The following is a 14,993-nucleotide window of genomic DNA, read 5'->3' on the forward strand; positions in this document are numbered from 1 at the left end:
CGCCGGCGGCGGTCGCAATGGCATTACTTCAAGTTATCGAGCATCCAATGCACGGCGGCGCGCACTTCGTCATCGCTCAGCGCCGGATTGCCGCCGCGCGCCGGCATCATCCCGGCCTGGCCGGTGAAGCCGTCGCGGGCATGGGCGAACAAGGTATCGACGCCTTGCGCCGCACGCGCTTCCCAGGCCGCCTTCTCCAGCTTCGGCGCACCGGCCACGCCGGCACCGTGGCAGGCGCCGCACAAACCGCTGTACACCTTGGCGCCGTCCGGCGCTGCCGCCGCCTCGGCCGGTGCCGGACTCGCTGCTGCCTGCGTCTCGGCCAGTGCCGCGCTGCCGGCATCGCCAGCGAATACGGCACCCACCGGCGCAATGCGAGCAAGTGTGGCCGCAGCCCGTGCTGCATCCACCGATTGCGGCTGCTGGTTGTGGATGACGCGCGCGCCGAGGATCAGCACCACGGTCAACACCGCCAGCCCGCCGATCAGCTGGGCGAAATGCTTCAGGAAACTTTGGTCATGCGGGCTCATCGTTGACTCCAGAAGGAAGCGGTGCGCTGGCACCGTTCCGGCCATGAATGCGGGGGCGACATTGTGCCGGCGCGGTGCCGGGCGGGCAAGGCAAGCGACGCGTCTCAGACGTCGCCATCGTTGCTCCAGCCGGCACCACTGCCGCGCTGGAACACCCGGTCAGAGTCCAGCACGGTTGCGGCGGGGATCGGTTCGGCGCCCTTCATGCGGTAGTAGATCGGGCCGAAGTCGGGATCAACCGTGGCCTGGAACAGCTGCTCGAAGCCATCGATCACGAAGTAGGTCTTCTGGAAACTGTCGATGCGGTAGCGCGTCTGCATCACCCGCTGCACATCGAAACCGATGCGGTTCGGCACCTCGGATTCCAGGCAGTGGATCGACTCGCCCTTGGACGACAGGATGCCGGCACCGTAGATGCGCAGCCCTTGCGGCGTGCTGATCAAACCAAACTCGACCGAGTACCAGTACAGCCGCGTCAGGTTCGCCAGCGGCTCGTTGCCGAAGGTCGAGGCGCGCACACCACCGGCGCCGTAGGCCTGCATGTAATCGGCGAACACCGGGTTCATCAGCAACGGCACGTGACCGAACAGATCATGGAACAGGTCGGGCTCGGCGATGTAGTCGATCTGATCGGCACGGCGGATCCACCAGGTCACCGGGAATTCGCGCGCGGCGAGGTGTTCGAAAAAAGTCAGCTCCGGCAACAACCCCTCGACCGCGATCAGCTTCCAGCCGGTGGCCTCAAGCAGCAGCCGATTGATGTCGTCGAACTTCGGGATCTGCGCGTCGTCCATGCCGAGCGCGTCGATCGAGGCCAGGAACTCCGGGCAGGCGCGATCGCGCAGGATCTCGCGCTGGCGGCGGAACAACTGCCCCCACACCGCATGGTCGGCTTCCGAATAGCGCGCCCATGGCTGCTCGACCACGGCCGTGGTGTACACCGGCACATAGCCCTTGTCGGTCATCTGGTGCTCGACGCGGCGGGGTTCGGTCATGGCGCGGTCCGGTGGCTTGCGGGGGCGCGGATCATACGCCGCCGGGTGCGCGTTGTGCGTGAGCACGCGCCGCCTCAGGCGCCCCGTACACGCTCGCCGACATCATCGCGCAGCCGCTTGCCGCGGCGGCGGGCCCAGGCCTGGATCGGCTTCTCCATCACATGCCAGCTGATCGCGGCGACTGCGCCGGTGACGCCGATGCAGGCCCACAGCAGAGGCCACTGGCGCAAGCTGGTGTGCGCGAGCAGCCACTGCGCCACCGGCACATGCCACAGGAACACCCCGTAGCTGATGACGCCCGGATAGCGCAGCCAGGCGCCCAGGCGCGCGACCCACGCGGCCGGCACCACCAGCGCCAGCCAAAGCCAGCCCAGTACCGTGCCTGCGACCAGCGTACGGAACCCGGAAACCCAAAAATACGAATGCCAATAGAACTCGCCGTCCGCCAGCAGCGCGGAGACCAACGACGCCGACCATGCCAGCAGCAGGAACAGCGACAGCAACCAGACGGCCGGCGAACGCGGCCGCAGTTCGGCGCGATGCACCGCCAGCGCCAGGGCGGCGCCGACCCCGAATACATCGAGCATGCCGGGCACCTGCACCGAGAAGAACCACAGCTGACTGTCCGCGGGCGCCAGCCCCATCAGCCCGCTCTGCAGGTACTGGCTGCCCAGGCGATACAGCAGTGCCAGCAGCAGCACGCAGACGCCGAGGCGCGCGGCGCGCCAGCGCCCGAGCAGCGGCATCAGCAGGGCAACCAGCACGTACAACTGCATTTCGATGCCGATCGTCCAGGTCGCGCCGTTGATGGCGGAAAACGTGCTCGGCAGGAAGTTGTAGGTGAAGCTCAGGTGGGTCAGCGCCTGCACCCATGCGTCCGGCTGCTTGAGCACCGCGAAGTCGTTCAGCGCCAGCCAGGCCAGGCTGCTCACGAAGTAGGCCGGGGCCAGTCGCGCCACCCGTCGCAGCAGGAAGCGGCCGCGCGCATTGCCGCCGATGGCCTGCTCGCGAAGCGCGGTCAGCGTGATCACGAAGCCGCTGAGCACGAAAAACAGATCGACGCTCAGGAACCCGACGCGGAACCATGCCAACGGGCCGGAGTGCGGAAAGCTCTCCCACTGCGACATCGCGACGACGTGCAGGACGACGATGGAGAAGGCCGCGAAGGCGCGCACCAGATCCAGCGCTGGATAGTCTCGGGAAGGGGAACTCACGCTGCTCGCCACGGCGGAAAGGCGCGCACGGTATCAGGCGCGCCGCGCACCACCCAAGCCGCCGATCAGCGCCGCCACGGCTCCGAGTCGATGTGTTCGCGGCCATAGCGTTTGCGCGCATCGGCGACGATGCCCGGATCGATCGCGGCATCGATCGCGGCATCAAGCGCGAGCGCATGCAGCGCGGCGATGACGATCGACTCGGCATCGACCTCGAAGAACGCGCGCAGCGCGGCGCGGGTGTCGCTGCGACCGAAGCCGTCGGTACCGAGGGTGAGGTAGCGGCGCGGCACGAAGGCGCGGATCAGTTCCGGCCAGGCGCGGATGTGGTCGCTGGCGGCGAGCACCGGACCGCGCGTGGCGGCGAGCTGGCGCTCGACGAAACTGGCGCGCGCCGCGCTGCCGAGGCGGGTGGCGCGTTCGCAGGCGATACCCTCGCGCTGCAGTTCGCTGTAGCTGGTCGCGCTCCACACCGCCGCTTCGATGCCGAAGTCGTCGCGCAACAAGGCCTGCGCGCGCAGCACCTCGCTCATGATCGCGCCCGAACCGAGCAGCTGCAGCGCGGCGTCGGCGTTGCCGCTGTGGCGATACAAGCCGCTGACCACGCCCTCGCGCCAGTCGGCTTGTTCCGCCGCCGGGGCCGAAGGCATCGGCACGTTGGCATTGCCGACGGTCAGGTACCAGAACTCGTCGCGCTGTTGATCGAGCATGGCGCGCAAGCCGTGTTCGACCAGCACCGCGATCTCGCTGGCGAAGCTCGGATCGAACACGCGGCAGTTCGGCACCGTCGCGAACAGCACCGGCGAACTGCCGTCCTGATGCTGCAGGCCTTCGCCATTGAGCGTGGTGCGGCCACTGGTGGCGCCGAGCAGAAAACCGCGCGCGCGCTGGTCGGCCGCAGCCCAGACCAGATCGCCGATGCGCTGGTAACCGAACATCGAGTAGTAGATGTAGAACGGCAGCATCGGCAGATCGTGCACGCTGTAGCTGGTCGCCGCGGCGATCCAGGAACTGATGGCACCGGCTTCGGAAATGCCCTCCTCCAGAATCTGGCCGCTGGTTTCCTCGCGGTAGTAGAGCATCGTGTCGCGATCCTCGGGCTCATACAGCTGGCCGTGCGGCGCGTAGATGCCGACCTGGCGGAACAGATTGGCCATGCCGAAGGTGCGCGCCTCGTCGGCCACGATCGGCACGATGCGTGGGCCAAGCACGGGGTCCTTGAGCAGATTGCCGAGCATGCGCACCACCGCCATCGTCGTCGACATCTCGCGGCCATCGGCCTCGAGCGCAAACTTGGCCCAGGCGTCGAGCGCGGGCAGCGGCAGCGTCTGCGTCGACTGCGCGCGCCGCCGCGGCAGGCAGCCGCCGAGCGCGTCGCGACGCGCGCGCAGGTAGCGCATCTCGGCGCTGTCGGCGGCCGGCCTGTAGAACGGCAGTGATTCGATCGCGGCGTCATCGAGCGGAATCGCGAAACGGTCGCGGAAAACGCGCAGCTGCTCGGCATCGAGCTTCTTCTGCTGGTGCGTGGTCATGCGCCCCTGACCGGCGCTGCCCATGCCGAAACCCTTCATGGTCTTGGCCAGGATCACCGTCGGCTGGCCGCGATGCGCGACCGCTGCGGCATAGGCGGCGTGCAGCTTGCGCGCGTCGTGACCGCCGCGGCGCAGGCGATCGATGTCGGCGTCGCTCAGATCGGCCACCAGCGCCGCGAGTTCGGGCGACTGTGCGAAGAAGCGCTCGCGGTTGTAGGCGCCGTCGTTCGCCGACAGCGTCTGGAACTGGCCATCGACGGTCTGTGCGAAGGCGCGCAGCAGTTCGCCGCCGTGGTCGCGTGCGAACAACGGGTCCCAGTCGGAACTCCACAACACCTTGAGCACATGCCAGCCGGCGCCGGTGAACAGCGCTTCGAGCTCATCGACGATGCGGCTGTTGCCGCGCACCGGACCGTCGAGGCGCTGCAGATTGCAGTTGATGACGAAGGTCAGGTGATCGAGCCCCTCGCGCGCCGCCAGCGACAAGGCGCCGATCGACTCCGGCTCGTCCATCTCGCCGTCGCCAAAGAAGCCCCAGACGCGGCGCTGGCCGGCGTCACGCAGACCGCGATGATGCAGGTAGCGCAGGAAACGCGCCTGGTAGATCGCGTTGAGCGGACCGAGACCCATCGAGCCGGTCGGGAACTGCCAGAAGTCCGGCATCAGCCACGGGTGCGGATACGAACTCAGGCCATGGCCACCGATTTCGCGTCGATAGTGGTCGAGATGCTGCTCGTCGAGGTGGCCTTCGAGGAAGGCACGGGCGTACACCCCGGGCGCAGAATGCGGCTGGAAGAACACCAGGTCGGCGCCGTCGCGATGGCCATCGGCCTTGAAGAAATGCTGGAAGCCGACCTCGAACAAGTCCGCCGCCGAGGCGTAGGACGCGACATGCCCGCCCTGGTCGCCGCCGTCGCGGTTGGCGCGCATGACCATGACCAGCGCGTTCCAGCGGATCGCCGCGCCGAGCCTGGCCTCCAGCGCCTCGTCGCCGGGATAGTGCGGCTGGCGCGCCAGCGGGATGCTGTTGCGATACGGCGTGACCCGCGCCCGCTGCGACTGCACGCCGCGCTGCAGGGCATGGTCGGCCAGGCGATCGAACAGGTATTGCGCGCGCTCCTTGCCTTCGCGCAGCACGATCGCATCGAGCGCCTCCAGCCATTCACGCGTCTCGGTCGGGTCGAGATCGCACTGCCCGGTCGCCGCGGAGGTCAGGGATGGGTCGGCCTGCGATGCTGGATTCATGGGCAACTCGTGGGGACTGGGACTGCGGGCGGCGAGTATCGGCGATCGTCGCCGCTCGCGTCAGCGCGGCATGCGTGCGAGCGCGCCATGGATGGGCACACCGTGCGCCAGCGTCATCGCATTCGGGCTGTGCGCCTCGGCCAGTTCGCGCAGCTGCTCCAGCTCGGCGTCGCCGGCATCGGCCTGCACGTGCATGACATAGCGGATGCCGCCGAGCGCGACCGGCGCGCCTTCGCGCACGCCGAGGAAGCCGGCGAGATCGAGCTCGGCGCGCACTTCGATGGCGAAGCGCTCGATCTGGATGCCGCGCACGCTGGCGCCGACCATGAAGGCCACCATCAGACAACCACCGAGCCCGCTCAACAGGTACTCCTGCGGATTCGGCGCGTGGTTGCTGCCGCCGAGCTGGCGTGGTTCGTCGATCTCCCAGCGCAGGCCGCGGCTGACCTGCTCGTCACCAATACGCATCGGCAGCGCCTCGACTTCGGCGCGCGTGCCCGAACGCCAGTTCAGGGCCACGCCATAAGCGACGCAACCCTGCGCCGGCTGTGTGGCGATCTCTGCGGTCATTTCGGACAGGGCCGCGGTGGCGATGCCGTTCTTCATGTCGTGCTCCGGAGGCAATGGGTCAGCAATGGGCCATGGCCTGATCGAGATCGGCGATCAGGTCGGCGGGGTCCTCGATGCCGACCGAGAGCCGCACGCAGCCCGGCGGGATGCCGATCTGCGCGCGCTGCTCGGCGGTGAAGGCGGCATGCGAGGTGTTGAACGGCAGGCTGACCAGGGTCTCGACACCGCCGAGGCTGGTGGCCTCGCGCATCAGCCGCAGCCGCGGCAGCAGCGCCAGCGCCGCGGCATCGCCGCCGCGCACGGCGAATGCGACCAGGCCGCTGTGCTGGCGCAGCTGGCGCGTCGCCAGTGCATGGTCGGGATGGTCGGCGCGCGCGCTGTGCCGCACCCAGTTCACCTGCGCGTGCGCGGCCAGGTGGTTGGCCAGCGCGATCGCACCGTCCTGGTGTGCGCGCATGCGCAGCGCCAGCGTCTTCAGACCGCGCTCGAGCAGAAAGCAGGCATGCGGATCGAGGCAGCCGCCGTAGGCGAGCAGGCGCGGCCAGACACGATCGACATACTTGCGCGAGCCGGCGACGGCGCCGCAGATCAGATCACTGTGGCCATTGAGGTATTTCGACCCGGAATGCAGCACCAGGTCGGCGCCGTGTTCCAGCGCGCGCACGCCGAGCGGCGACACGAAGGTGGCATCGACGATCAGCTTGGCGCCGGCCGCGCGTGCGATCGCCGCCATCGCCGCGATGTCGACCAGATTCAGCAGCGGGTTGGTCATCGCCTCGAAGAACAACAGCATGGTGTTCGGTCGCAGCGCCGCGCGCACCGCGTTCGGGTCACGCGGATCGACATAACTGACCTCGAAGCCAAGCGACGGCAGCTCGTGGTGGAAGAAGGCGTAGGTGCCGCCGTACAACTCCCTGGACGCAATGACGTGCGCGCCGCGATCGAGCATGGCCAGCACCGAGGCGGCGATCGCCGCCATGCCGCTCGCGAACACCAGCGCCGACTCGGCGCCTTCGAGCGCGGCGATCTTCTCCTGCACCGCCCACTGACTGGGGTTGCCGTAGCGGGTGTAGATGAAGCGGTCGCGCGCATAGCCCTGGTCGATGGCGCGGTACTGGTCGGCACCGAGCACGAAGGTGCTGTTCTGGTAGATCGGCGTGCCGACCGCGCCGGTGGCGGGGTCGTCATGGCTGCCGGCATGTACGGACAAGGTCGAGGAACCGAGCGTTGCCGGCAACAACGGCGCCGGCAGTGCCGGGCCGGGCTGGCGACGACGCCCGAGTTCATTGATCCAGGCGGCGCTGCCGACTGCGGGAGCATTGGAACGCGGATCGCCTTTGCACAGACCGGGCATGACACGACTCGACGCAACGGGCGGGATTGCCCACAGCCATTATTCGCCGCTGCGCCCGCACTTTCCTTGCGTATTTCGCCGGCTCATGCGGAGTCTGTGCAAGACTTGTCGCGTCCTTTGTACCTATTGGGGTGGATCATGCCTCCAGAACCTGACGCACCGCCGCAGCTCGACCGCACCGACCAGCGCATCCTCGAAGCACTCCAGGACGACGCCCGGCGCAGCGTCGCCGACCTGGCTGCGCTGGTCTCGCTGTCGCACTCGCCGGTGTGGCGGCGCGTGCGCGCACTGGAAGCCGCTGGCGTCATCGCCGGATACCACGCCCATCTCGACGAGCGCCGCCTCGGCTTCGGCGTGCGCGGCTTCGTGCAGCTGCAGTTGGAAAACCACACCGCCGAGATCGCCACGGCCTTCGAACGCGAAGTGCAGCTGCTCGATCAGGTGCTGGCCTGCCACAACCTCAGCGGCAAGTACGACTACCAGCTGGAAGTGATCGCGCGTTCGCTCGACGACTTCGCCAGCTTCGTGCGCGAGCGCGTGCGCCGCCTGCCTGGCGTGCGCGAGATCGCCACCAGCTTCAGCCTGCGCGAGGTCAAGGGCGCACGGCGGGTGCCGGTGTAGCGCTCGCCCTGCGGCGATCTCCGCGGCGGGGCCCCACGTCCGACCACTACTCGGGTCGGCAGCGCCCGCACTGGTTGTCGCCCGACCGTCCTCGCGGTGCCAGTGCTTCAGTCGGGTGGTGCTTCCGCTGGACGCACCGGCGGCCGCGCCGGTTCCGGCACCGGCGGTGGACGCGTGGCTGATGGGCGCACCTGCGGCGGCTTGGGAGTTGCCGGTTTCGCCGGGTCCGGCGCTGGCGTCGGTGGTGGCGTGTCGGGCTTGCAGCGCTGACAGGCGGCGGCATCGAACTGCCGCTCGAGCTCATCGGACAAACTTTGCTGCGTCTCCAGCAGACGCGCGTACTGCTCGCTCAGGCCCTCGATGTAGGTTGCCAGCGCTTCCCACTCAGACATGTGCGGCACCAGCGCCATCATCTGCATGGCCTCCTTGCTCTCTCTGGCGAGGTCGAAGAGATTGGCCACGGTGTTGGCGATGCCGACGGTGCGGCCGCCGAGTCGCGTCAGCCTCCCAAGCCGGGATTCCGGCATGCGACTGAATCTGAGGCTGCGCTGCAACTCGGTCCGCCTCGCCGTGCGCAGATGCTGTGGCCGCTTCTCGATGACGTCGGCCAACTCGTCCAGCGCCGCCTGCGAGGCAGCGAAGAAGACCTCCCCGGCCCCGGTGCCGACCATGGATTCGCCGGGCGTGTTGCGGCCCTGCAGTCGATCGAACGCGGCCCGGATCGTGCGCACCGCGGCGCGCAGCCCGCGCGCCAGCTCGTCGAGGTGGTCTTTGCGTTGCTGGGTGGACAGGCGCAGCCGGCCCAATTCCTCTGCCGCGCTGGCGAATCCGCCGCGCTCGCAGGCCCTGGCGTAGCCGGCGGCACGGTCGGCGTAACCGCGCGAGCGGCGCAGCGCGTCCTGGAAGAAGACATCGCGGTACTGGTTCGCCAGCATTTCATCGACGATCTGCCGACTCTCGTTCAGCACTGGGGTGTCGTAGGGATGCTTCGGGCGATAGGTCGGCCCTTCCGGCAGCGGCAGCGCCCACTCGGCTGCGGGATCGAACAGCCACGGACGGAAGATCGTGTCGACACCCGCATCGAACACGCCGCCGATATTCGACTGCGTCTGCCGCAGGATCTCGCGCAGACCCGCGAGAAAGCCCGGTGGCGTCGCCGGCGCGGGCACCGGGTCGGGCCCGGCCGAAGCGGCCGTCGCGTGCCCCAGCAGCAACGCGAACATCGCACCTCGCAGCGCGACCCTAGCGGCCATCCCCGGCCTCCATGTCCTTGCGAATGCCCTGCTCCAGCCGGTCGAAGGCCGCGTCGGTATCGACGATGTCGTCGCGCTCGACCGTCTCGCAGGGCGGCGTGGCCGCCGGCATGTTCACGGCGATGCGCGACGCCGCATCCAACGGCGAGAACAGCCGCTGCTGCGCGCGTTCGATGGCCGACTTCGCCGCCGCAACCGCCTGCTGCCGGAGCGCTTCGGCGTCGGCGGCGAGGCGTTCTCGCTGCGGCTCCGCGGCGGCGCGCTGCGCTTCCGTCGCGAGCGGCCCGAGGCGGTCGTCGATCGCCATGCGCTCGCCGAGCTTGCGCGCCTGCTGCGCATACAGCTCGGCCGAGCGCGTCAGGTCGGCGTCGATGATCTGCTCCTCGCTGCGCCAGCGCTGCACGCCTGCGCTCAGGTACTCGAGGTCAGCGGCGGTCAGTGCATGGCCATTGCGCGCACGGGCCAGCGCGTCCCGCAACACATCGAGGTGCACTTCGTAGAACGCCTCGGCGCCACTCCAGTTCAGATAGACCGTGTTGTCGCCCCAGGACGCGGCGTACTGCATGGCGCGCGGATGCACCGCGGCCTGCTTGAACAGTTGGCCCAGATAGGCGGCGCCGTCGTAGAAGCGCCCGCGGGCTTCGGCATGCTGCGCCTGCAGTTCGGCGACCAGCCCTTCGATCCGCGACACCGCCTGCGGGCCAGGCACGACTTCACCCAGGGCCGGCGCTGCCTTCGCGCCTGAAGCGCAGCAGAGCACCGCGGCCAGCGTCAGCGATCGGAACGATTGCACCAATGCCATTCGACACCCGGGCGTGGGAAGTCCGAACCAAGCCAGGCGCAGTCTATGCGACGGATCGGTACGGTCAAGTTGCGGCCTGCACCGATCGCCGCCTCAGGTCACGCGGGCCTCGGCAGATTGCAGGAGCGCGGAACGCACCATCGCGGCCAGTTCGGCGTGCCGGTAGGGCTTGTTCAGCAGCCGCACGCCGGAGTCGAGGCGGCCGTCGTGGACCACCGCGTTATCGGTGTAGCCGGAGGTGTAGAGCACGCGCAGCCGCGGTCGCAGGGCGAGGGCGGCGCTGGCGAGCTGATGGCCGTTCATGCCACCGGGCATGACCACGTCGGTGAACAGCAGGTCGATCTCGTCGCGAACGCCGAGTATCGACAATGCCTCGGGGCCGTTGCCGGCGACCACCACGCAATAGCCGAGGGCAGCCAGCTGATTGCGGACCAGCTCGCGTACCGGGATATCGTCTTCGACCAACAGCACGGTCTCGCTGCCTCCGACCAGCGGCCCTTCGGCGACGACGCCAGCCGCATCGACGGCGTCGGCCGCTGCCAGCGGCAGGTACAGGCTCACCGTGGTGCCGGTGCCGGGCTCCGACTGCAGCTCGACCTGGCCGCCGGACTGGCGCACGAAGCCATAGACCATGGACAAGCCGAGCCCGGTGCCCTTGCCTTTTTCTTTGGTCGTGAAAAACGGCTCGAACACCTGCAGCAGATGCTCGGGGGCGATGCCGCAGCCGGCATCGCTGACCTGCACGCGCAAGTAGTTGCCTGCCGGACGCGTCGTCTGCGCGTCCGCCTCCAGCCGGCAGGCGGCGCTCTCGATGCGCAGGCGCCCGCCCGCGGGCATCGCGTCGCGCGCGTTCAGGCACAGGTTGAGCAGGGCATGGTCGAACTGCGCGGCATCGACCATCGCCTTCGGCAAGCCCGGCCCACCGACCAGCATGATCTCGACCTGCTAGCCCAGTGCCCGCTGCAACAGCGGCAGCATCTCGACGATGCGCAGGTGCAGGTCCACGGCGTGCGGATCGAGCGGCTGCCGGCGCGCGAAGGCGAGCAGCGAGCGCGTCAGCTCGGCACCGCGCAGCGCCGCGTTCTGGATCATCAGGGCCAGCGGCCGCAGGCGTTCGTCCTCAAGCAACTGAACCAGCATCTCGGCGTTGCCGAGCACGACCGTGAGCAGGTTGTTGAAATCGTGCGCAACCCCGCCGGTCAACTGGCCGAGCGACTCCAGCCGTTGCACCTGCTGCAGCCGCTCCTGCTGCTCCTGCAGTTCGCGGGTACGCGCCTGCACCCGTTGCTCGAGTTCCAGGTTGGTGGCGCGCAGGCGCCCGTTCATCGTGGTCAGCGCGCGGTCCATCGAACGCAGCGCCTCGACCAGCAAGGGGTCGGGCACATAGCGCGCCGGTGTCTCGCCGCCTTCGCCGCTGCCGGCAAGCACCAGCCCGGCCATGCGGCGGTCATCGCCGAGGATGTGGAACACCAGCCAGCCGCACAGATAGCCGTGCAGCGAATGCGCCAACTCCAGCGGATGCCCGTCGAACACCGCCCGGAATGCCTCGATCTGTTCGGTGAAGCCGATGTGGGTGCGCTGATGCGCCGCCAGAATCTGTGGGTCGAGCCCGGCCCCGTGCCAGACCTGCTCCTCGCTGTCGAAATGGAACTGCACGTAGTCGCCGATGCCATCTAGGATCGAAGGCAGCGCCGCGGCATCGGCTTCGTCGCGCACTCGCGCCAGCTGGTTGACCAGCTCCACCAGCCGCCGGTGCTGGGTATCGACCGACTCGATGCCGCACTCGAAACGCGGCCCCCATTGGAAGAGCTTGAATTCCATCGTCGTTCCAGTCACGAGCCAAGCCCGACCCGAGCCTGCGCCGCGACGGGCGAAGGTGGCGTCAACAAAGTCTCCGTTACACAATTCTTGGCGTGACTTTCGCGGCGGGCCTCAGTCGGAGACTCCTCGAAATCGATGGGTAGCGAGACCTCCCCGCTGGCGCCCCTCGCCCCTCCCAGGAGTCATGGCAACCCAACGCTGGCGCGTGGCATCGGAAGCGACAGGGCGGCCGCGGCGCCGCGCATCGAGGGGCGTCCATGTTCACGAGCCTGCGGCAACTCACCCGTGCCTACCCCGTCAGCGTGTTCCTGGTGCTGGCCTTCGCGCTGTCCTGGTACCCGTGGTTCATCGCGCTCGCACAGCAGCGCCACACCGGGCCCAATCCGCTCGGGCCATTCGTCGCGGCATTGATCGTCACCGGGCTCTGCGTCGGAAAGAGCGGCGTGCGCGCCTTGCTGGCGGCGACGGTGCGGGTGCGCGTCCGCTGGCGATGGCTGCTGCTCGCGCTCGGTACGCCTTTCGCGATCACCGCCGCAGCGGTGCTGCTCAACACCTGGCTCGGCGCGCCGGCACCGACCGCCGCGCAGTGGGCGGCCTGGCCCGGACGCATCGAGAGCTTCCTGATCATCCTGCTGTTCGTCGCGCTCGGCGAGGAACCGGGCTGGCGCGGCTTCCTGCTGCCGCACCTGGCGCAGCGCTTCGGCGCCCTGCGCGGCAGCGCCGTGCTCGCCGCGATCTGGAGCCTGTGGCACCTGCCGCTGCTCGGGCACGCGGTGGCACTGCCGCAGGTGCTGCCATTCCTGCTCGGCGTGGTGGCCGCCACCTTCGTGGTGACCTGGCTCTACCTCGGATCGGGCGGCAACCTGCTGCTGCCGATGCTGATGCACGCCACGCTCAACACCGTCGGCGCCGAATTCGCCTTCGCCTGGGTGACCGGCCCCGACCTGACCCGGTTGTGGTGGATCAGCTCCGGACTCTGGCTGCTGCTGGCGATGTTCTCGGCGTGGCGCCTGCGTGTGTACCCGCCGGTGCGATCACGACGCGCGGAGCAGCGGCCCGGTCAACCGGACCTGCAAGCCGCCGAGCGCCGAGCGGTCGACCGCGATCTCGAAACCGTGCGCGTCGGCGATGCGGCGGACGATCGACCAGCCCAGGCCGCTGCCTTCGGGCGAGCGCCCGAGTACGCGGAAAAAGCGCTCGCCCAGGCGTTGCCGCTGCGCTGCATCGAGCCCCGGTCCGTCGTCGTCGACACGCAACTCGAAGTGTTCACCGCACCGGCGCAGGGCGACTTCGACGCGACCGCCCTCGCGGCCATAGCGCAACGCGTTGTCGACCAGGTTGCGGATCAGCACCCCGAGCAGCAGCGCGTCAGCGCGACAGCGGACCTCCGCTTCGGCGTCCAACGACAGGCTGCGCTGCTGCGCAACGGTAGCCGCGGCCAGTTCGCCGAGCACCCCGCGAGCCACCGCCTCCAGCTCGACCGCTGACAGCTGCAACGGGCCCGATGACTCGATCCTCGACAACGTGAGCAACTGTTCGACCAGTCGCGCGGCCCGATCACAAGCGGCGATCGTGGCCCCCAGGGCATGGCGGCGCTGTCCGTCGTCCGCGGCACCGAGCGCGACCTGGGCCTGGGCGCGGATGGCCGCGATCGGCGTGCGCAGTTCATGCGCGGCGTCGGCGGTGAAGCGGCGCTCGGCGCCGAGCAGCGCCTCGATGCGGGCGAACAGATGGTTCAGCGCCTCGACCAGCGGCAGCAGTTCGCGGTCGGCATCGTCCAGCGCCAGCGGCTCCAGTGCCTGCGGCTCGCGTCCGGCCAGCGCTCGACCCAGTCGATGCAGCGGCGCGATGGCACGCGCCACCGCCCACCACACCACCAGCGCCAGCAACGGCAGCGACCAAAGCAGCGGCCACAGCGTGTTGTGCAGGGCAGCCCAGAGGATGGCGTTGCGCGCGCTGCTGCGCTCGCCGACCTGGACGACGACATCGCGCCGGGCGCTGCGCGCCACGAACACGCGCCATGCCGCGCCGTCGATACGCACGTCGTGGAAACGCCCCCCTTCGCCGATGTCTCCGGCCACCAGCTGCTGCCGTGGCGCGTCCGCCGAACGCAGCGCGAGGCGCCCGTTGCGGAACACCTGGAAAGCCACGGCCGATGCATAGCGATGCAGCGGGCGCGCCTCGACCGGGCGGTCGTCGTCATCCCCATGGCGCTGCGCCAACAGGGCGGACGCCGCCTGCGCGAGGTGGCCGTCGAGCAGTTCCTCGAGTTCGTGCCGGGTGTCGAACCAGGTCAGCGCTGCGGCCGCGAGCCATAGCCCGGCAACCGCTGCCAGGACCCGGCCGAGCAGACGCCGCTGCAACGAGGGCCGGCGCAGACTCATGACGTCACCGCGCGTGGCAACAGATAGCCGACGCCGCGCACGGTGCGCACCAGCTCGGCGCCCAACTTGCGCCGCAGGTGATGCACATGCACCTCGATGGCGTTGCTGTCGATCTCCTGCCCCCAGCCGTACACGCGCTGCTCCAACTGTTCGCGCGAGAGCACGCGGCCGGCGCTCAACATCAATTGCTGCAGCACGTCGAACTCGCGCGCAGGCAACGGCACGGGCACGCCGGCGCGGGTGACGGTGCGCGCGGCCGGATCGAGCTCGACATCGCCGGCGTGCAGGCGCTCCGCGGCCAGACCGTGGGCACGTCGCACCAGCGCGCGCAGGCGCGCGGCGAGTTCATCCAGATCAACCGGCTTGAGCACATAGTCGTCGGCGCCGCGATCCAGGCCGCGAATGCGGTCGGCCACGGCATCGCGTGCGGTCAGCACCAGCACCGGGGTCGTGCACTGCTCGCGTCGCAGCGCAGCCAGCACCTCGAGGCCATCCTGTCGCGGCAGACCGAGATCGAGCACCGCGGCCGCATAGGGTTCGGCGCGCAGCTCGCGTTCCGCGGCCAGGCCGTCGCGCACCCAGTCCACCTGCCAGCCGCGCTGAGCAAGCCCCACCCGCAGGGCGTCCCCGAGCAACGGATCGTCTTCGGCCAGCAGGATGCGCACACCGGCA

Annotated in this window: 13 protein-coding genes; 1 reads left to right on the forward strand and 12 read right to left on the reverse strand. The window is 69.2% G+C overall.

Annotation, left to right across the window (positions count from 1 at the left end):
- Nucleotides 1-23: 23 nt before the first annotated feature.
- From IPG63_04170 to IPG63_04195, 6 genes are all read right to left on the reverse strand, one after another.
- Nucleotides 24-530 carry a cytochrome c5 family protein gene (locus IPG63_04170; protein MBK6726448.1) on the reverse strand — a complete coding sequence of 169 codons (507 nt, stop codon included), beginning with the start codon at nt 528-530 and terminating at the stop codon, nt 24-26.
- 104 nt (nt 531-634) lie between these two features.
- Nucleotides 635-1,525: a phenylalanine 4-monooxygenase gene (locus tag IPG63_04175; GenBank protein MBK6726449.1), complete on the reverse strand. Its 891-nt coding sequence runs from the start codon at nt 1,523-1,525 to the stop codon at nt 635-637.
- 74 nt (nt 1,526-1,599) lie between these two features.
- Nucleotides 1,600-2,739 carry an acyltransferase gene (locus IPG63_04180; protein MBK6726450.1) on the reverse strand — a complete coding sequence of 380 codons (1,140 nt, stop codon included), beginning with the start codon at nt 2,737-2,739 and terminating at the stop codon, nt 1,600-1,602.
- Nucleotides 2,740-2,804: 65 nt separating this feature from the next.
- A complete protein-coding gene (gene mdeB / locus IPG63_04185; GenBank protein MBK6726451.1) occupies nt 2,805-5,516 on the reverse strand; it encodes an alpha-ketoglutarate dehydrogenase in 2,712 nt (903 codons plus the stop codon).
- 60 nt (nt 5,517-5,576) lie between these two features.
- Nucleotides 5,577-6,122 (reverse strand): OsmC family protein, encoded by a 546-nt coding sequence (locus IPG63_04190; GenBank protein MBK6726452.1) that lies wholly within the window; start codon nt 6,120-6,122, stop codon nt 5,577-5,579.
- 22 nt (nt 6,123-6,144) lie between these two features.
- Nucleotides 6,145-7,440, reverse strand: a complete 1,296-nt coding sequence (locus IPG63_04195; protein MBK6726453.1) for an aminotransferase class I/II-fold pyridoxal phosphate-dependent enzyme — start codon at nt 7,438-7,440, stop codon at nt 6,145-6,147.
- Between the two features lie 138 nt (nt 7,441-7,578).
- Here IPG63_04195 and IPG63_04200 point away from each other — a divergent pair, with 138 nt between their 5' ends.
- Nucleotides 7,579-8,061 (forward strand): Lrp/AsnC family transcriptional regulator, encoded by a 483-nt coding sequence (locus IPG63_04200; GenBank protein MBK6726454.1) that lies wholly within the window; start codon nt 7,579-7,581, stop codon nt 8,059-8,061.
- Between the two features lie 107 nt (nt 8,062-8,168).
- On the opposite strand, the gene IPG63_04205 is transcribed toward IPG63_04200, so the two are convergent.
- The 6 genes from IPG63_04205 to IPG63_04230 all read right to left on the reverse strand — a co-directional run bounded on the left by IPG63_04205 (nt 8,169) and on the right by IPG63_04230 (nt 14,986).
- On the reverse strand, nt 8,169-9,314 hold the full coding sequence (locus tag IPG63_04205) for a hypothetical protein (protein ID MBK6726455.1): 1,146 nt from the start codon (nt 9,312-9,314) through the stop codon (nt 8,169-8,171).
- Entirely contained in the window at nt 9,304-10,107 is an 804-nt protein-coding gene (locus IPG63_04210; protein MBK6726456.1) for a hypothetical protein, read from the reverse strand. The genes IPG63_04205 and IPG63_04210 overlap by 11 nt, the downstream gene beginning before the upstream one ends.
- 102 nt (nt 10,108-10,209) lie before the next feature.
- Nucleotides 10,210-11,049, reverse strand: a complete 840-nt coding sequence (locus IPG63_04215; GenBank protein MBK6726457.1) for a response regulator — start codon at nt 11,047-11,049, stop codon at nt 10,210-10,212.
- 12 nt (nt 11,050-11,061) lie between these two features.
- Nucleotides 11,062-11,937, reverse strand: coding sequence for a hemerythrin domain-containing protein (locus IPG63_04220; GenBank protein MBK6726458.1), 876 nt, complete (start codon nt 11,935-11,937; stop codon nt 11,062-11,064).
- A 1,034-nt stretch (nt 11,938-12,971) separates the two neighbouring features.
- A complete protein-coding gene (locus IPG63_04225; protein MBK6726459.1) occupies nt 12,972-14,321 on the reverse strand; it encodes a sensor histidine kinase N-terminal domain-containing protein in 1,350 nt (449 codons plus the stop codon).
- A complete protein-coding gene (locus tag IPG63_04230) occupies nt 14,318-14,986 on the reverse strand; it encodes a response regulator (protein ID MBK6726460.1) in 669 nt (222 codons plus the stop codon). Before IPG63_04230 ends, IPG63_04225 begins: the two co-directional genes overlap by 4 nt.
- Nucleotides 14,987-14,993: the final 7 nt, after the last annotated feature.

The organism is Lysobacterales bacterium (assembly GCA_016703225.1).
GTDB lineage: Bacteria > Pseudomonadota > Gammaproteobacteria > Xanthomonadales > Ahniellaceae > JADKHK01.

What these genes read in the sequence shown, in the direction of transcription:
- IPG63_04170 (MBK6726448.1), bottom strand. Translation starts at nt 530, where the DNA reads ATGAGCCCGCATGACCAAAGTTTCCTGAAGCATTTCGCCCAGCTGATC.
- IPG63_04175 (MBK6726449.1), bottom strand. Translation starts at nt 1,525, where the DNA reads ATGACCGAACCCCGCCGCGTCGAGCACCAGATGACCGACAAGGGCTAT.
- mdeB (MBK6726451.1), bottom strand. Translation starts at nt 5,516, where the DNA reads ATGAATCCAGCATCGCAGGCCGACCCATCCCTGACCTCCGCGGCGACC.
- IPG63_04190 (MBK6726452.1), bottom strand. Translation starts at nt 6,122, where the DNA reads ATGAAGAACGGCATCGCCACCGCGGCCCTGTCCGAAATGACCGCAGAG.
- IPG63_04195 (MBK6726453.1), bottom strand. Translation starts at nt 7,440, where the DNA reads ATGCCCGGTCTGTGCAAAGGCGATCCGCGTTCCAATGCTCCCGCAGTC.
- IPG63_04200 (MBK6726454.1), top strand. Translation starts at nt 7,579, where the DNA reads ATGCCTCCAGAACCTGACGCACCGCCGCAGCTCGACCGCACCGACCAG.
- IPG63_04205 (MBK6726455.1), bottom strand. Translation starts at nt 9,314, where the DNA reads ATGGCCGCTAGGGTCGCGCTGCGAGGTGCGATGTTCGCGTTGCTGCTG.
- IPG63_04215 (MBK6726457.1), bottom strand. Translation starts at nt 11,049, where the DNA reads ATGCTGGTCGGTGGGCCGGGCTTGCCGAAGGCGATGGTCGATGCCGCG.
- IPG63_04220 (MBK6726458.1), bottom strand. Translation starts at nt 11,937, where the DNA reads ATGGAATTCAAGCTCTTCCAATGGGGGCCGCGTTTCGAGTGCGGCATC.
- IPG63_04225 (MBK6726459.1), bottom strand. Translation starts at nt 14,321, where the DNA reads ATGAGTCTGCGCCGGCCCTCGTTGCAGCGGCGTCTGCTCGGCCGGGTC.